Source organism: Curvibacter gracilis ATCC BAA-807 (assembly GCF_000518645.1).
Taxonomy (GTDB): Bacteria; Pseudomonadota; Gammaproteobacteria; order Burkholderiales; family Burkholderiaceae_C; genus Curvibacter; species Curvibacter gracilis.
Window position 1 is genome coordinate 154,564 of the sequence record NZ_JADZ01000014.1, and the last position, 16,315, is coordinate 170,878.

The window sequence follows — 16,315 nt, forward strand, 5'->3', positions numbered from 1 at the left end:
AGTATTGCATGGGCGCTTTGTTTTTGCTGGGTTGTGCGCTTTGGCTCTGCGGTTGACAGGGGATGGGCCCGTGACGACGATGGCTTGCCTTGACCCAGGAGAATGCATGCGCCCGATCACCCACCCGCCCCAGCCTGGGGCCCTGCCCATCCGGCGCCGTGACCTGCTGGGGGCTCTTGCGCTCGGCCTGCCCCTGGCGGGCTGTGCGACCCGTGCCGGTGAGGCCCAGACCGCCGCGGCGCGGGCCGAGTTGTCCACGGAAGGGCGGCTGCGCGTGGCCATCAACCTGGGCAACCCGATCCTGGCGTCGCGGGGCGATCGGCCTGGTGACCCCCAGGGCGTGTCGGTCGATCTGGCGCGTGAGGCGGGGCGGCGCCTGGGTTTGCCCATCGAATGGGTCGAGCTGGAAGCGGCGGGCCGGGCGGTCGAGGCGGTGCGGGCCGGCCAGGTGAACCTGGCCTTTGTGGCCATCGACCCCGTGCGCGGCGCCGACCTGGACTACACAGCCCCCTACGTGATCATCGAAGGCGCCTACCTGGTGCGGGCCGACTCGCCAATCACCCGCAACGACGAGGTGGACCGCCCCGGCACCCGCGTGGTGGTGGGCCGCGGCAGTGCCTACGACCTGTACCTCACGCGGGCCCTGCAGCAGGCCCGGCTGGTGCGTGCCCCCACCTCACCCGCCGTGGTCGATCAGTTTCTGGCCGAAGGCCTGGAGGTGGCGGCCGGCGTAAGGCAGCAACTGCAGGCCGACATGGGCCGGTTGGCAACAACAGGCGCGCCGGCGCTGCGTCTGCTGCCGGGCCGCTTCATGGTGATCGAGCAGGCCATGGCCGTGCCCAAGGGGCGCCTGGCGGCCCAGGCCTGGCTCAGCGCCTTCATTGAAGAGATGAAGGCCTCGGGTTTTGTGGCCGACAGCCTGCGCCGCCATGGCATCGAAGGGGCCGCGGTGGCGCCGGCCGCCCGGCCCTGAGGCGGGGGCCGAGAGCGCGCCTCAACCGGGCCGCTTCATCTGGCACGAGGTGGGCTGGGCGCTGATGTACGAATCCCAGGCCACTTCCGAGCGGAAGCCGTAGCCGGTGTTCTCGGCGTCGTACTTCACGCCCTTGCTGCCTTGCTTGGCCCAGATGCCCAGGTACAGCGGGGCCTCCAGCTGGTGGTCGGTCTTGCGCATCTTCACCTCGCCCATGGGGCTCTTGTAGCTCATGCCTTCGAGCGCCAGGGCCACCTTTTTCGCGTCGGTGGACTGGGCCTTGCGCATGGCCTCGCGCAGCATGTTCATGCTGTTCCAGTGGGCGGCAAAGATGAACTCGTCGTTGTACTTCTTCTTGTAGTCGACGTAGATCTTCTCCAGCTCGGGCGTGGGCGCGTTGTGCACCCAGTTCCACACCACCCCCACCTTGCCTTCGCCCCAGGCGCCCAGCTGCGCCGGGGTGCCCGGGTTGTTGGCGTTGAGCGTGAAGTAGTTGATGTTGAGCCCGTAGTCGCGCGAGGACTTGAACAGCAGGGTCAGGTCGCTGCCCCAGTTGGAGGTGATCACCGTGTCGGCGCCACTCGAGGCGATCTTGGCCACGTACGAGGCAAAGTCACGTGTCTGGGCGATGGGGATGAAGTCATCGCCCACGATCTGGATGTCGGGGCGCTTGCGCGCCAGGTACTCGCGCGCCGCCTTGGACACCTGGCGGCCGTGGGTGTAGTCCTGGTTCAGCAGGTACACCTTCTTGATGTCCTTGCGGCCTTGCAGGTAGGTGGTCAGCGCCTCGATCTTCATCTCGCTCGAGGGGTAGAAGCGGAAGTGCCAGAAGCTGCATTTGTCGTTGGTCAGCAGCGGGTCCATGGCGGCGTAGTTCAGGTAGACCGTGGCGCGTTCAGGCTCGCGTTCGGCCAGCTTGTTGAGTGCGTCGACCAGGGCCAGCGCCACGCCCGAGCCGCCGCCCTGGGTGATGTAGCGGATGCCGCGGTCGGTGGCCGCCTTGAGCACGTTCAGGCTCTCCTGGGGCGAGCCCTTGTTGTCGAAGTCGACCACCTCGAACCTGGGCTCGTTCGGACCGGCCTTGGCATTGACTTGCTGCACCACCTCGCGCAGTTGCTTGAGCGAGCTTTGCCCGGTGAGCGCAAAAGGCCCCGAGAGCAGGTCGATGAAGCCGATGCGCACGGTCTCGGCGGCACCGGCCTGGGCGGTGGCGGCCAGCAGGGCTGCGGCCAGCCAGGCGCGCCGGCGCAGGGTTGAGGGCTTGAACAGGGTCATGAGGTCTCCAGGGGCGCCGAGGCGCTGTTTGTTGTGGGAATCCAGGCCTGACAGATCACAGGCCTTCGAACACGCCGCCGTGCTGGTGGCGCAGCTCGTTTTTCTGCACCTTGCCGGTGCCGCCCAGGGGCAGGCTGTCGACGAACAGCACCTCGTCGGGCAGCCACCACTTGGCCACGCGCTCGGTCAAGAAGTCGAGCACCTGCTGCTTGCTCAGCTCCTGGCCGGGTTTGAGCACGATGAACATCAGCGGCCGCTCGTCCCAGCGCGGGTGCTTGACGCCGATCACCGCGGCCATGGCCACGGCGGGGTGGGCCACGGCGGCATTTTCGAGATCGATCGAGCTGATCCATTCACCGCCCGACTTGATCACGTCCTTGGTGCGGTCGCGGATCTGCATCACGCCCTGGGCGTCGATGGTGGCGATGTCGCCGGTGGGGAACCAGCCCTCGACCAGGGCCGAGCGTTCGGCCTTGTGGTAGCGCTCCACGATCCACTGGCCGCGCACCATCAGCTCACCTTGCGAGTGGCCGTCGCGCGGCAGGGTGGCGCCGTTGTCATCCACCACCTTGATCTCGATGCCGAACACCGACTTGCCCTGCTTGCCCACCAGGGTGTGGCGCTCTTCGGCCGGGCGGGCCATCTCGTCGGGGCCCAGGTTGCTCATGGTGGCAATCGCGGTGGTCTCGGTCATGCCCCAGCCGTGGCGCACGTCCACGCCGTACACGTCGTTGAACTTGGCGATCAGGGCCTTGGGCATGGCCGAGCCGCCCACGCCGGTGCGGCGCATGGTGCTGAAACGCAGTTGGTGCTGCTCCACGTGCTGGATCAGGCCCATCCAGATGGTGGGCACGCCGGCACTGACGGTGACGCGCTCGGACTCCATCAGCTCGTACAGGCTGGCCGGGTCCAGGCGCGGGCCGGGCAAGACCAGCTTGGCGCCGGAGATCAGGGCCGCGTAGGGCAGGCACCAGGCGTTGATGTGGAACATCGGCACCACGGGCAGCAGGGTCTCCTGGGCCCACAGGCTCAGCACGCCGGGCAGGCAGGCCGAGAGCGCGCTCAGGCACAGGGCGCGGTGCGAATAAAGCACCCCCTTGGGGTGCCCGGTGGTGCCCGAGGTGTAGCACAGGGCGGCACCGGTCTTCTCGTCCAGTTCAGGCCAGTCGAAGCGGTCGCTCTGCGCCTGGATCAGCCGGTCCACCGCCAGCACGGCCGGGCCGCCCTCCAGGGTGGGGAGGTCCGCCTCGCCGCACAGGGCGACCCAGTGGCGCACACGCGGGCAGTGCGCGGCCACCGCTTTCACCAGGGGGGCGAAGCTGGTGTCGAACAGCACCACCTCATCGTCGGCGTGGTTGATGATGTAGGCCAGTTGCTCGGGGTGCAGGCGCGGGTTGCAGGTGTGCATCACCATGCCGCTGCCCGAGACGGCGTAGTAGGCCTCCAGGTGGCGGTGGTTGTTCCAGGCGATCGAGCCGACCGTGCTGCCCGCCTTCAGTCCCAGCGCCTGCAGCGCATTGGCCAGTTGCCGGGCCCGCGCGGCCAGGTCGGTGAAGGTGTAGCGGTGCAGGCTGCCATCGGTCTCGCGCGAGACGATCTGCTGCGCGCCGAACTGGGCGGTGCCGTGTTCCAGAATGGCCGAAACCAGCAGGGGGCGGTCCATCATGCGGCCGGGCTGTTGCATTGTCTGTGTCTCCTTGGCTTGTTTTGACGGGGCGGGCTCGTCGGCCCTTGAAATGTGTCCGGATGTTCGCAAACGCATCCGCTCCTCCTTGTCGTGTCGGCGACTGAGGGGCATGGGCATGGGGACAAAAACTTTTTGTTTCCAATCGGGCCAGGTTCTTCTACACTGCGGCCGGTTGTCGGTTGAAAACCACCGACACCACGTGAACCCGGGAGAGACTGCACCGCCCTCAGTGGCCGGAGCGCAGCGCCGAAGGAGCAACCGCCCCGGAAACTCTCAGGCAAAAGGACCGGGTTCACACGCGACAGACACTCTGAAGAGCTGCCGGAAATCGTTTTCGTCGTCCGGCGCACCGAAGGAGCAAGCCCGCACTGCCGTCCCGTTCACGGGGGTGGCCGGGTGAATCTCTCAGGTCCAGAACAGAGGGGGCGCCTGCCACGCAATGTCGCGTGCAGGCCCCACCCTCATGACGAGTTCTGGAGCTTTTCCCATGAAAACCATCGCAGTCATCGGCGGCGGCATCACCGGCGTCACCACGGCCTATGCGCTGGCGCGCCGCGGCCTCTCGGTCACCCTGTTCGAGAAGAACCGCTATGCCGCCATGGAGACCTCGTTTGCCAACGGCGGCCAGCTGTCGGCCTCGAACGCCGAGGTCTGGAACCACCCCTCGACCCTGCTCAAGGGCCTGAAGTGGATGCTGCGCAACGATGCGCCGCTGCTGGTCAACCCCAAGCCCAGCTGGCACAAGATCTCGTGGTTTGCCGAGTTCATCGCCCACCTGCCGCATTACGAGCGCAACACCATCGAGACCGCCCGCCTGGCCGTGGCGGCCCGCGAGCACCTGTTTGCCTGGGCGCAGGAGGAGGGCATCGACTTCGACCTCAAGAAGCAAGGCATCCTGCACATCTACCGCGACAAGGCCGGCTTTGACCACGCCGGCCGGGTGTCCGAGCTGCTGGCCCGTGGCGGCCTGCCGCGCCGCGCCGTGACGCCTGCCGAGATGAAGGCCATCGAGCCCACGCTGGCCGGCCAGTACTTCGGCGGCTACTACACCGAGAGCGACTCCACCGGCGACATCCACAAGTTCACCAACGGCCTGGCCCGCGCGGCCGAGCGCCGCGGGGTGCGCACCCTGTTCGGGCAGGACGTGCAGGGTGTGCGGTCGCATGGTGGGGGCATCCAGGTCACCGCGGCCGATGCCTCGGGCGTGACGCAGCACGCCTTCGACGCGGTGGTGGTCTGTGCCGGCACGGCCAGCCGCCAGATTGCCGCCAGCCTGGGCGACCGCATCAACATCTACCCGGTCAAGGGCTACTCCATCACGGTCAACCTGCGCGACGAGACCAGCCAGCGCGCGGCCCCCCAGGTCAGCCTGCTGGACGATGCCACCAAGCTGGTCACCAGCCGCCTCGGGGTGGACCGTTTCCGCGTGGCGGGCACGGCCGAATTCAACGGCTTCAACAAAGACATCCGGGCCGACCGCATCCAGCCCCTGATCGACTGGGTGCAGCAATGCTTCCCCGGCGTCAGCACCCAGAGCGTGGTGCCCTGGGCCGGGCTGCGCCCGATGATGCCCAACATGCTGCCCCGGGTGGGCCGGGGCAGGGCCCCCGGGGTGTTCTACAACACGGGCCATGGCCACCTGGGCTGGACGCTGAGCGCCGTCACGGCCGACATGATCGGCGATGTGGTGGCCGAAGCCCTGCTGCCTCGGCCGATGCTGGTGGGCGCCGGGGCTGTGGCAGGGCACGCACTCACCCAGGCCTGACGGGCTTGCAGCCGGGCGCTCGGGATGGCGCCCGGTTCTGGTGCGCGGCCGCCAAGGCCCCGCTGGGCCTTGGCATCGCGGGGCGTGGTGCCCTGTGTTGGGGCACCTCGGCGTGCACCCGTGTCATCCGGGCCTGGGTCAGGGCATCGAGGATTCGGCACCGAACTTGCTCAGTGTGAAGCGGACCGCCCTGCACCCCAGGCAAGGGCCGGCCTGAGTTCTGTGCTTTCCCATTCCATGAATCCCCCACGCCACACCCCCCTGCTTTCTGCCTCCCCACGTTCTTCCGGTCATTTCTTCCAGCACCATGGCGTGTGGGCGCCGGGGGTCAGGCTGTTCAGGCGGCTGCAGTTCGGCGCCAAGGCCGGCTGGATCTCTCTGGCCTTTCTGGTGCCCATCGTGCTGCTCTTGCTGGCCTATGTGCGCACCAGCCAGGCCACCATCGACTTCGCCGCCAGCGAGCGCGTGGGCGTCGAGGTCATCCGCCACATCGAGCCCTGGCTGATCGAGGTGCAGAAACAGCGCCGTCTGGTCGAGTCGGGCATCGCCAGGACGCCGGATCTGGAGGCGATTGCGGCCCGCATGGCGGCCACGCAGGCCAGTTTGACGGCGGTGGCTTCGCAGCTGGATCTGCGTACCGAATTCAGTCGTGTGGCCCAGTTGCACGAGCAACTCAAGCCCCTGGTCGCCAGTGGCCGTGCCGACGATCTGAGCGCTCCATTGCAGACCTATGTGGATGCCGTGCGCGATCTGCGTGTGACGGTGATGGACCGATCCCAGCTCACGCTCGATCCCGATCAGGACACCTACTACCTGATGACCCTGTCGACCGATGTGGTGTCGGCGGTGATCGAGCCGGTCTCGCGGACCCGGGCCTTGGCCGGTGCGATCGCACGCCATGGCGAACCCGATGCAGCGGCCCTGCGCCAACTCTATGGCGTCTGGTACCAGGGGCGCGAGAGTGTGGACGGTGTGCTGAAAGCCGCACAACGAGCCGCCGAGGCCAACCCTGAGGTGACACGGCGTGTCAAAGCGGCTGAGGCTGTCGAAGCCGCGCGCGCCTTCTTGAATGCCGCTGACAAGTCCTGGTTCGGCCCGGCCTTCAAGGCTGACACCGAAGCCCTGAATGGCCCTGGCCAGGTGGCGGTGGACCGTCTGCGCGAGGTGGGCACGGCCAGCCTGGGCCTGCTCGACGAGTTGCTGAGCCAGCGCATTGCCCGCACCGAGAGCGAGCGGCGGCTGCTGCTGGTCGGGCTGGTGCTGTGCCTGCTGGTCGGCGTCTACCTTTTCTATGCGTTCTACCTGGTCATGAACGGCGGCTTGCAAGAGGTCAGCCGCCATCTGGAGGCCATGACCGAGGGCGACCTCACCACCTCGCCCAGCCCCTGGGGGCGCGACGAGGCGGCCAGCCTGATGATCATGCTGCGCCAGATGCAGGACAGCTTGCGCAGCATGGTGCTGCAGGTGCGGCGCTCGTCGGACGAGATCGTGCACTCCAGCACCGAGATCGCCGAGGGCTCGGTCGACCTTTCGGCGCGGACCGAGAAGACCGCGGCCAACCTGGAGCAGTCGGCGGCCGCGATGGAGCAGATCGGCGCCACGGTGCGCCAGACCACCGAGCACACCCAGGAGGCCACCCGCATCGCCGCCCACAATGCCCAGGTGGCCGGGCATGGCGGTGATGTGATCGGCAACATGGTGGCCACGATGGAGGAGATCCAGGCCGCCTCGCGGCGCATCGAAGACATCATCGGCGTCATCGACGGCATTGCGTTCCAGACCAACATCCTGGCGCTCAATGCGGCGGTCGAGGCGGCCCGGGCCGGCGAGCAGGGCCGGGGCTTTGCCGTGGTGGCCAGCGAGGTGCGCTCACTGGCCCAGCGGTCGGCCGCGGCCGCACGCGAAATCAAGGCCCTGATCGGCACCAGTGTGGAGAAGGTGGAAGGCGGCACCGCCATCGTGCGCGAAGCCGGCAGCACCATGCAGGACATCGTGCAAAGTGCCCAGCGTGTCAACGAGCTGCTGAGCTACATCGCCACCGGGGCGGTGGAGCAGAGCCAGGGCATCGGCCAGGTCAGCGAGGCGGTGCAGGAGCTGGACCGCGCCACGCAACAGAATGCCGCGCTGGTCGAGGAGACCGCGGCGGGTGCCACAGCCCTGCGTGAGCAGGCGGCGCGGCTGGCCCGCGAGGTGGCGCGCTTTCAGGTGCCTTGAAAGCGTTTCATCCCCCGTGCCTCAGCGGCAAAGGGCCAGGATGTCGGCCGGCACCGGCACGGCCTTGATGCGCTCCGGGCCCTCGGCGCTCTCGGGCAGGCGCACGCAGAAGGCGCGCACCTCGCGCCCCTCGCACAGCACCTCGTCGCCGCGTTTGACCACGTGGCGGTGCACAAAGGTCTTGTCGCGCCATTCCTCGACGCTGGTGTGGATCTGCAGCGTCTCGCCATAGGTGGCAGGGCGCATGAACTTGGTGTTGATCTCCAGCAGCGGCGTGCCGATGATGCCGGTGGTCTTGACCAGTTCACCCCAGGGCGGCACGCCACAGGCCATGAAAAAGTTCAGCGACGAGGCGTCCATCCATTTCGAGAAATTCGGAAAGAACACGATGCCGGCCGGATCGCAGTCGCCGAACATCACCTTCACTTCATAGACCACGGTTTGGGTCATGGGGTCTCCATGGGTTTGATTGACAGCTTGGTGACCAGGCCCTGGGCCCGACTCACCTCTGACCCGATTGTCGGGCCTGCACGGCGGTGCCGCAGTCGACGGGGTTCGCCGGTGTCGGCAGTGCCGGGCCGGGCAACGCACAAAAGAGGCTGTGGAGGCTCATTTCTCACTGTCAGATCAACAAAAATACAATTTTTATTGATTTTCAAGGGTGAATTGCTTATCATAAAAATCAATTTAAGCAATTGATGGCGATGCCCAGCGTGTCTGCCTCAGGAGTCATTTCATGGAACTGTCCACTTCTTCCTCCCCCTCCAGCCGGGCCGGCCGCCCCAGCGAGGCCTCGGCCCAGGTGCGCGAGTACCTGGCCTTCCAGGTCGGCAAAGAGCTGTATGGCGTGGACATCCTGCGCGTGCAGGAGATCCGCGGCTTCGAGACCCCCACCCGCATCGCAGGGGCCTCCGAGGTGGTGCGTGGGGTGCTGAACCTGCGCGGGGTCATCGTGCCCGTGCTGGACCTGCGCCACAGCATGGGCCTGCCGGCCGACATCGGGGTGGGCACCGTGACCATCGTGATGAACCTCAAGCAACGCACCGTGGGTTTCGTGGTGGATGGCGTGACCGATGTGGTCGGCCTGGCCCCGGCCGACATCCAGCCGGCCCCCGAACTGGCCGACGGCGGGCGCGGTACCTTCATCCAGGGCCTGGGCGAGCTCAAGGTGGAAGGGCGCCAGCAGATGCTGATCCTGCTCGACGCCGATCAGTTGCTGGGCCAACTGGGCGACAGCGAACAGGCCCTGCTCGCGGTGCCGGTGTAATCAGGCCGCGGATCTGGCGCGGGCACAGGCGTGCTGTGCCGCCAGGTAGGCAAACACCAGGCCCGGCCCGATGGTGATGCCGGGCGCGGTGTACACGCCCCCCATGATCGAGTTCATGTCGTTGCCTACCGCGTACAGGCCGGGCAGAGCCTGGTCGTGCTCGTTGAGCAGTCGGGCCTGTGCGTCGGTCACCAGGCCGGTGCTGGCGCCGATGTCACCGGGGTAGAGGCGGATGGCGTAGAACGGCGCTTCTTTCAGCGGCCCCAGATTGGGGTTGCGCCCGCCCGCCGTCGCGTCGCCGATGTTCTGCTGGTAGGCCGTCTCGCCGCGGTGGAAGTCGGGGTCCACGCCGGTTTCGGCATAGCGGTTGATCTGTTCCACGGTGCGCTGCAATGCGTCGGCAGGCACCATCAATTGCGCGGCCAACTCGGCCAGCGTCCGGCCCTGCACCAGGTAGCCATCGGCCAGGAAGGGGGCCAGCCCCTTGCCGCCCGGGCGCACCATGCCCAGGCCGTACTGGCGCAGGGCTTTGGCGTCGCACACCAGGTAGGCCGGGATGGCGGGGCTTTGCTGGTGGGCCTTCTGCATGGCCAGGCCGAACAGGTGGTACGAGGTGCTTTCGTTGACAAAGCGCTCGCCGGCCTGGTTCACGGTCACCATGCCGGGCTTGGCCCGGTCCATCACAAAGTGCGGGAACACCGCCTGGCTGCCATCGGCACGCCGGCGCAACGACACCGGGGCCCAGAAGGCCGGGCTCAGGCCATTGCGGCCATGGCGGGCCCCCAGGCCCTGGACCAGGCTCTGCGCCTGGCCGGTGTGGCCGGGCGCGGCGGGGCACCAGGCCTCGTCGGCGCCGGGCAGCAGCTTCTGGCGCCACTCGGGGTGGCGGTTGAAGCCGCCGCTGGCCAGCACCACGCCGCCCCGCACCTTCACAGTCAGGCGCTGGCCGTTCTGCTCCAGCGTCAATTCGCGCAGGCCTTGCTGCTCGGGTCCCAGGGCGCACACGCTGGTGTTCAGCGCCAGGCTGACCTGGTCGTGCTGGGCCAGCGAGTGCAGCAGGCGCGCGATCAGGGCATTGCCCATCACCAGGCGGGTGCCGCGCGGGTGGCTCAGGCGGTCCAGGCCGTGGCGTGCCAGGATCTTGATCGAGTGCTTGAGCGAGGCCCAGGAGCGCGTCATGCCCAGCAGGTGGTTGATGTCGTTGCGGTCCACCATCATGCCGCCCAGCACGGTGAACTCGGGGATGGGCGGGCGCAGCAGCTTCAGCAGCGGGCCCAGGCGGCGGCCGTCGAAGGGCAGGGGCTCCAGGGCGCGCCCGCACAGGGTCGAGCCACCCAGGTCGGAGATGTAGTCAGGGTGCTTGGCATAGGCGCGGTACCGCACCTCGGAGTGCGCCTCGATCTGGTCCACCGCGGCCCGGCCATGGGCCAGAAAGGCCTCACGCAGCGCGCGCGGGGCGTGGTCGCCGATGGCGTTGTCCAGGTAGCGCGTCGCCTCGCTCAGGCTGTCCTGCGGGTTCACCGCCGCGCCCTGGCGCGTGCCCGGCACCCAGGTGGTGGCCGCCGACAAGGCCGTGGTGCCCCCCACAAATTCGGTCTTCTCGACCACCAGCACCCGCGCCCCCTCGATGGCCGCAAACAGCGCCGCCGACAGCCCGGCCCCTCCCGCCCCCACCACCACCACATCAAACGTCTGGCCCGGTGTGAGGCCGCTCAAGTCTTTGTCCAGCAACTGCATATCAGTGATTCAAATGAAAAAGTGAGGCCGCGGAGGTGGCTTTGCCAGGCTGCTGTTGTTGTGTTCAGCCTGATGCGGGCAACGAAAACGGAAGAGCAAATTCAGGTCCGGAGCTTTTGCAAAGACCCACGACGCCCGATCCCGCCCTGCCCGTAACGCTCGAAAGGCCGCGGAGCAGGCCACGCCAGCAGGCACCGTGGAGCGGGCTTTGCCCGGCCACGGGTGCCGTCCCCTTTGGGGGGATGACGCCGAAGGCGGCTCAGGGGGGGGAAAGAAACTCCACCATCAAGTCCCGCACCCGCGCAAACATGTCCGCCCCGGTCATGGTGGCGCAGCCCAGGCTGCGTGCCTGAGCGATCAGCGGGGTGACCGCGGGCTGGGTGATCACGCAGCCCACGAACATCTGACCCGTGAGGCGGCTGGCGTCCAGCGGGTAGGGGTCGCTTTCCTTCATGCCCACCGGGGTGGCGTTGAGCACGATGTCAAAGCCGCTCGGGTCGGCGCTGCCGTCGTGCACCGGGCAACGACCCAGGCCGGCCAGGCGGTTCACCAGGGTCTGCCGCCGGGTGGTGTCTTCGTCGTGGATGGCCAGCTCGCTCACGCCGGCCAGCACCAGGGCGTGGGCGATCGCCGAGCCGGCGCCACCGGCGCCCACCAGCAAGGCCTTCTTGCCGGCGGGTTGGCAGCCCCGGTCCTGCATGGCGCTGACAAAGCCCAGGCCGTCGAACATGTCGCCATACCAGCTGCCATCGGGCAGACGGCGCATCACGTTCACCGTGTGCAGAAAGGCGGCGCGTTCGGAGTGCGCGCTGCACAGCTCGAAGCTGGCGAATTTGTGCGGCACGGTGACGATGATGCCGTCCACATTGCGCGCCAGCGACACGCCGCGTGCCCAGGCCGCCAGCTCGGCCGGCGGCACATGGGCCGGCACCACCAGCGCATGCTGGCCCCGTGCCTGCAAGGCCAGGCTGACCCCGGCTGGGGATTTGACCTGGGCGATCGGGTCGCCCACGATGTAATGGACGCGGGTGGCGCCGTCGAGCGAGAGGCTCAGCTTGTCTGTCATGGTGTGATGAGGGTTCTGGCGGGTGAATTGAATCAAGGCCTCGATGGTATTTGAAAGTGGAATGCAATTCAACTATTGAATTTAATTCCAATTTATCGGTATGATGGCGGCATGCAGTCACGCCACGCCCTGTCACTCACCCCCGCCGCTGGCCGCGGCTCGGGTACGCTCAGGCTCCTTCCCGCATGGAGAGTTGAGCAATGAGTGGCGTATTGGAAAGAACCCTGGGCATTCTTGAACTGCTGGCCCAGCATGGCGATGGGCTGGAGCTGGCGGTCATCGCCGACCGCCTGGACATCCCGCGCAGCGCGGTGCACCGCCTGCTGACCGATCTGGTGCGCTGCGGCTATGTGCGCCAGTTGCGCGACCACGGCGACTACATGCTCACCACCAAGCTGGTGGCCATGGGCCTGTCCTTTCTCAGCAGCACCGGCATCGTCGACATCGCCCAGCCCCTGCTCGACCGCCTGGCCGAGATCTCGGGCGAGCTGGTGCGCCTGGCCGTGGTCGATGGCCACCGCCTGACCTGGGTGGCGCGGGCCCAGGGCGCCCGCCAGGGCCTGCGTTACGACCCCGACATGGGCAGCGATGCGCTGCTGGCCTGCTCGTCTTCGGGCCTGGCCTGGCTGTCGGGCCTGAGCGACGACGAGGCCCTGGCCCTGCTGGCCCAGCAAGGCCTGGGCGAGCCCGGCAAGTACGGCCCCAACGCTCCCACCAGCCTGCAGGCCGTGATGGCCGAGGTGCAGGCCACGCGCCAGCGCGGCTACAGCCTGACCTGCGAAACCTACACCGCCGGCCTCAATGCCATGGCGGCCCCGGTGCGCCTGCACGGCCAGCCGCCCCTGGGCACGCTCAGCATCGCGGGCCCCACCGTGCGCTTCACCCCGGAGCGCATGCAGGCCCTGGGCGATGAGTTGCTGGCCTGTGCCGCCCAACTGGCGGCGGCCAGCGGCAGCTCGCCTTTCTTCAGCAAACCTGCCCAGGGCCTGCGCGCCACGGCGGGCGCCAAACCCATTTACGCGGCCTGAGGGCCCCAGCACGCCTCCATGAACCCTGCCAGCACTGCTTCAAGCTCCGATGTCGATTTGCTGGTGGTGGGCTCAGGGGCCGGGGGGCTGGCCACGGCCGTGACCGCGGCCCACCTGGGCTTGAAGGTGCAGGTGCTGGAAAAAGACCCCCAGTACGGCGGCACCACCGCCTGGTCGGGCGGCTGGATGTGGATCCCGCGCAACCCGCTGGCCCTGGCGGCCGGCATCGATGAAGACCCGGCCCTGCCCGAGACCTACCTGCGCCACGAACTGGGCGACCAGTTCGATGCTGAGCGGGTGAGCGCCTTTTTGCGCCAGGGGCCGCGCATGGTCGAGTTCTTTCAGCGTCAGACGGCCTTGCAGTTCATCGACGGCAATGGCATTCCCGACTTCCATGGCCGCAGCCCGGCTGCTGCCCTGGGCGGCCGCTCGGTGTGCGCTGCCCCCTTTGATGCGCGCCGCCTGGGCCGCCACATCGACAGCCTGAAACCCCCGCTGGCCGAGACCACGTTGTGGGGCATGGGCATCGCTTCGGGGGCCGAGTTGCGGCACTTTCTGAACGCGCTGCGCAGCCCGCGCTCGTTCTGGCACGTGACCCGGCTGGTGCTGCGTTACTGGCGCGACTGCCTGCTGCACGGGCGTGGCCTGCGCCTGGTCAATGGCAATGCCCTTGTGGGTGCGCTGGCGGCCTCGGCCTTCGAGGCCGGGGTGTCGATCCGGGTCGGTACGCCGGTCAAGCGCCTGTTGATCGAGGGCGGACGTGTGGCCGGGGTGCAGACTGCGGGCCCCGAGGGCCTGCGCACCGTGCGCGCCCGCTGCGGCGTGGTGCTGGCCTGCGGGGGCTTTCCGCACGACGAGGCGCGCAAGCGCGAGTTGCTGCCACACGCCCCCACCGGGCGCGAGCACTGGTCGGCCGCCTCGCGTGGCAACACGGGGGACGGCCTGCGCCTGGGCGAATCGGCCGGCGCCGTGGTGGCGCGCGATCTGCACAGCGCGGCTGCATTGGCCCCGGTGTCCCTGGTGCCGCGCGCCGATGGCTCGGTGGCGCATTTTCCGCACCTGATCGAGCGCGCCAAGCCGGGCCTGATCGCGGTCATGGCCAATGGCCGTCGCTTTGTGAACGAGGCCGACTCTTACCACGACTTCATGAGTGCCTTGCTGGCCGCCACCCCGGCCGGCCAGCCGGCCCAGGCCTGGCTGCTGTGCGACCACACCTTCATCCGCCACTACGGTCTGGGCGCCGTCAAACCTGCGCCCATGCCGCTGGGCCCCTGGCTGCGCCGGGGTTACCTGTTGCGCGGCGCCACGCTGAGCGAATTGGCCCAGGCCTGCGGCATCGATACCGCCGGCCTGCAGGCCACGGTGCAGCGCTACAACGCCGCCGCGCTGCAAGGGCGTGACGCCGACTTTGCCAAGGGCGAGACCCCCTACAACCGCATCCAGGGCGATGCCGCCGCCGGCACGGCCAACCCCTGCATGGCGCCGCTGCAGCAAGGGCCGTTCTATGCCGTGCGGGTGCTGCCCGGCAGCCTGGGTACCTTTGCCGGCCTGCGCGCCAATGCCCAGGCCCAGGCACTGGACGCCCAGGGGCGCCTCATCCCCGGCCTGTACGCGGCCGGCAACGACATGAACAGCCTCATGGGCGGGCACTACCCCAGCGGGGGCATCACCCTGGGGCCGGCCATGACCTTCGGCTTCATTGCGGCGCACCACGCCGCCGGCGTGGCCCTGCCGGGCTGAGCCTTGCCTTCTTTGTTTTCTCTCTCACTTTCCACGGTATTGCCCATGTACTACGAACTTGCCACCCTGACCCTTCCCTTCGGCACCGCCGGCCAGGCTGCCGCCCAGGTGCAGGCCTTTGCCAGCGCCCCCGAGGCGCAGGGCGAACTGCTGGCCTGCTGGACCACCGACATCGGTGAACTCAACCGCATGATCGTGCTGCGCGGCTTTACTGATGTGGCCACGCTGGAGGCCGAGCGCCAGCGCACGCAGCACAGCGCCAGCCCCTTCGGCTGCGGCGACCTCTACCATAGCCTGAGCCTGGAGAGCTTTCGCGGCTTCCCGTGGATGAAGCCGGTGCGCCCCAGTGCCGAGTCGGGCATCGTGGGGCCGGTGTACGAGATCCGCACCTACGGCATCAAGCCCGGTGGCGTGCAGGCCACCATCGATCTGTGGGAGCAGTACGTGCCCCCGCGCGAAGCCCTGTCGCCCTGTGTGGTGGCCATGGTGGCGCTCGACGGTCCGCTGCGCTTCACCAACATCTGGGCCTACCCCACGCTGGACGCCCGCAGCAAAGCCCGCGCCGACGCGGTGGCCCAGGGCATCTGGCCGCCCAAGGGTGGGCCGGCCCACCTGACCACGCAGATGGTCTCGACCATTGCCCTGCCCACCGCGGTGTCACCTTTGAAGTGAGGCCCGGGCCATGCGGACCTACTCATTGGCCTACCTGACAGCCGGGGCTCTCACCCCCGCGGCGATGCTGCGCCTGGCCGCCGAACTGGGCTATGCCCATGTCGGGCTGCGCTTGCTGCCCAACGGCCCCGGCGGCCCCTTTCAGGCCTGGCTGGACGACCCGGTGCAGCAGCGCGAAACCCTGGCCGCCCAGCGTGACACGGGGGTGGGCGTGTTCGATCTCGAGATCATCCGCATCGGCGAGGGCTTTGACCCGCTGGCCTACCGTCCCCTGCTCGAAGCCGGCGCCGCCCTGCGGGCCAAGGCCCTGCTGGTGGCCGGCGACGACACTGACGAAGCCCGCTTGGTCGAGGGCTATGCCCGTCTGTGCGAGCTGGCCGCGCCTTATGGCCTGAGCTGCGATCTGGAGTTCATGCCCTGGACGGCCGTGCCCGACGCCCGGGCCGCGCTGCGCGTGGTGCAGGCTGCCGGCACGCCTCGGGCGGCGGGCATCCTGGTCGATGCCCTGCACGTGGGGCGCTCCAGCACCACGCTGGACGACCTGCGCGCCCTGCCGCGAGAACTGCTGCATTACGCCCAGATCTGCGATGCCCCTGGCGGCCCCGACCTGACCGTGCCCCAGATGATCCACACCGCCCGATGCGAGCGGCAACTGCCGGGCGAGGGCGTGATCGACCTGGCCGGCATTTTTGCCGCCTTGCCGGCCGACCTGCCCATCAGCGTCGAGGTGCCGCACCAGGTGCGGGTGGCCCGCCTGGGTCAGACGGCCTGGGCGCGTGCAGCTTTGGCGGCCAGCCGTTCTGCATTGGAGTGACCGTTCCTGGTGGGTAGGGTGCGCGACATGCGCGCAATGTGGGCGCCAGCCGGGTGTTTTGAGGGATATCACCAGGG

Annotated in this window: 13 protein-coding genes and 2 riboswitches; of the genes, 8 read left to right on the forward strand and 5 right to left on the reverse strand. The window is 68.3% G+C overall.

Translation table 11 applies throughout. The annotated features are described in order from the left end of the window. Positions 1-106 precede the first annotated feature (106 nt). Positions 107-973 carry a transporter substrate-binding domain-containing protein gene (locus L880_RS0112760; RefSeq protein ID WP_027476009.1) on the forward strand — a complete coding sequence of 289 codons (867 nt, stop codon included), beginning with the start codon at positions 107-109 and terminating at the stop codon, positions 971-973. A gap of 21 nt (positions 974-994) precedes the next feature. Here the strand turns inward: L880_RS0112760 and L880_RS0112765 are convergent, their stop codons facing one another. Beyond that, positions 995-2,248, reverse strand: a complete 1,254-nt coding sequence (locus L880_RS0112765; RefSeq protein ID WP_027476010.1) for a branched-chain amino acid ABC transporter substrate-binding protein — start codon at positions 2,246-2,248, stop codon at positions 995-997. A gap of 55 nt (positions 2,249-2,303) precedes the next feature. Beyond that, positions 2,304-3,932, reverse strand: coding sequence for a long-chain-fatty-acid--CoA ligase (locus tag L880_RS0112770; RefSeq protein ID WP_027476011.1), 1,629 nt, complete (start codon positions 3,930-3,932; stop codon positions 2,304-2,306). A 199-nt stretch (positions 3,933-4,131) separates the two neighbouring features. Next, positions 4,132-4,234, forward strand: a riboswitch (glycine riboswitch). A gap of 1 nt (position 4,235) precedes the next feature. Beyond that, positions 4,236-4,365, forward strand: a riboswitch (glycine riboswitch). A gap of 57 nt (positions 4,366-4,422) precedes the next feature. On the opposite strand from L880_RS0112770, the gene L880_RS0112775 reads away from it, so the two are divergent. Next, complete coding sequence (locus tag L880_RS0112775; protein ID WP_027476012.1) at positions 4,423-5,700, forward strand: D-amino acid dehydrogenase; 1,278 nt, start codon at positions 4,423-4,425, stop codon at positions 5,698-5,700. Between the two features lie 237 nt (positions 5,701-5,937). After that, on the forward strand, positions 5,938-7,914 hold the full coding sequence (locus tag L880_RS34970; protein WP_245615129.1) for a methyl-accepting chemotaxis protein: 1,977 nt from the start codon (positions 5,938-5,940) through the stop codon (positions 7,912-7,914). Positions 7,915-7,935: 21 nt separating this feature from the next. Here L880_RS34970 and L880_RS0112785 read toward each other — a convergent pair whose 3' ends face one another. Next, positions 7,936-8,364, reverse strand: a complete 429-nt coding sequence (locus L880_RS0112785; protein WP_027476013.1) for an acyl-CoA thioesterase — start codon at positions 8,362-8,364, stop codon at positions 7,936-7,938. 286 nt (positions 8,365-8,650) lie between these two features. Here L880_RS0112785 and L880_RS0112790 point away from each other — a divergent pair, with 286 nt between their 5' ends. Beyond that, positions 8,651-9,181, forward strand: a complete 531-nt coding sequence (locus tag L880_RS0112790) for a chemotaxis protein CheW (protein ID WP_027476014.1) — start codon at positions 8,651-8,653, stop codon at positions 9,179-9,181. Here the strand turns inward: L880_RS0112790 and L880_RS0112795 are convergent, their stop codons facing one another. Continuing rightward, positions 9,182-10,918 carry an FAD-dependent oxidoreductase gene (locus L880_RS0112795; protein ID WP_027476015.1) on the reverse strand — a complete coding sequence of 579 codons (1,737 nt, stop codon included), beginning with the start codon at positions 10,916-10,918 and terminating at the stop codon, positions 9,182-9,184. It lies immediately after the preceding gene. A gap of 259 nt (positions 10,919-11,177) precedes the next feature. Continuing rightward, positions 11,178-11,984 carry a shikimate dehydrogenase family protein gene (locus L880_RS0112800; protein ID WP_027476016.1) on the reverse strand — a complete coding sequence of 269 codons (807 nt, stop codon included), beginning with the start codon at positions 11,982-11,984 and terminating at the stop codon, positions 11,178-11,180. A gap of 200 nt (positions 11,985-12,184) precedes the next feature. On the opposite strand from L880_RS0112800, the gene L880_RS32350 reads away from it, so the two are divergent. From L880_RS32350 to L880_RS0112820, 4 genes are read left to right on the forward strand one after another with little or no spacing between them, the layout of a single operon-like run. After that, positions 12,185-13,012 (forward strand): IclR family transcriptional regulator, encoded by an 828-nt coding sequence (locus tag L880_RS32350; protein ID WP_043329364.1) that lies wholly within the window; start codon positions 12,185-12,187, stop codon positions 13,010-13,012. 18 nt (positions 13,013-13,030) lie between these two features. After that, on the forward strand, positions 13,031-14,752 hold the full coding sequence (locus tag L880_RS0112810; protein WP_027476017.1) for an FAD-dependent oxidoreductase: 1,722 nt from the start codon (positions 13,031-13,033) through the stop codon (positions 14,750-14,752). 45 nt (positions 14,753-14,797) lie between these two features. Then, a complete protein-coding gene (locus tag L880_RS0112815; RefSeq protein ID WP_027476018.1) occupies positions 14,798-15,424 on the forward strand; it encodes an NIPSNAP family protein in 627 nt (208 codons plus the stop codon). 10 nt (positions 15,425-15,434) lie between these two features. Next, positions 15,435-16,238 (forward strand): sugar phosphate isomerase/epimerase family protein, encoded by an 804-nt coding sequence (locus L880_RS0112820; protein WP_027476019.1) that lies wholly within the window; start codon positions 15,435-15,437, stop codon positions 16,236-16,238. Positions 16,239-16,315 lie beyond the last annotated feature (77 nt).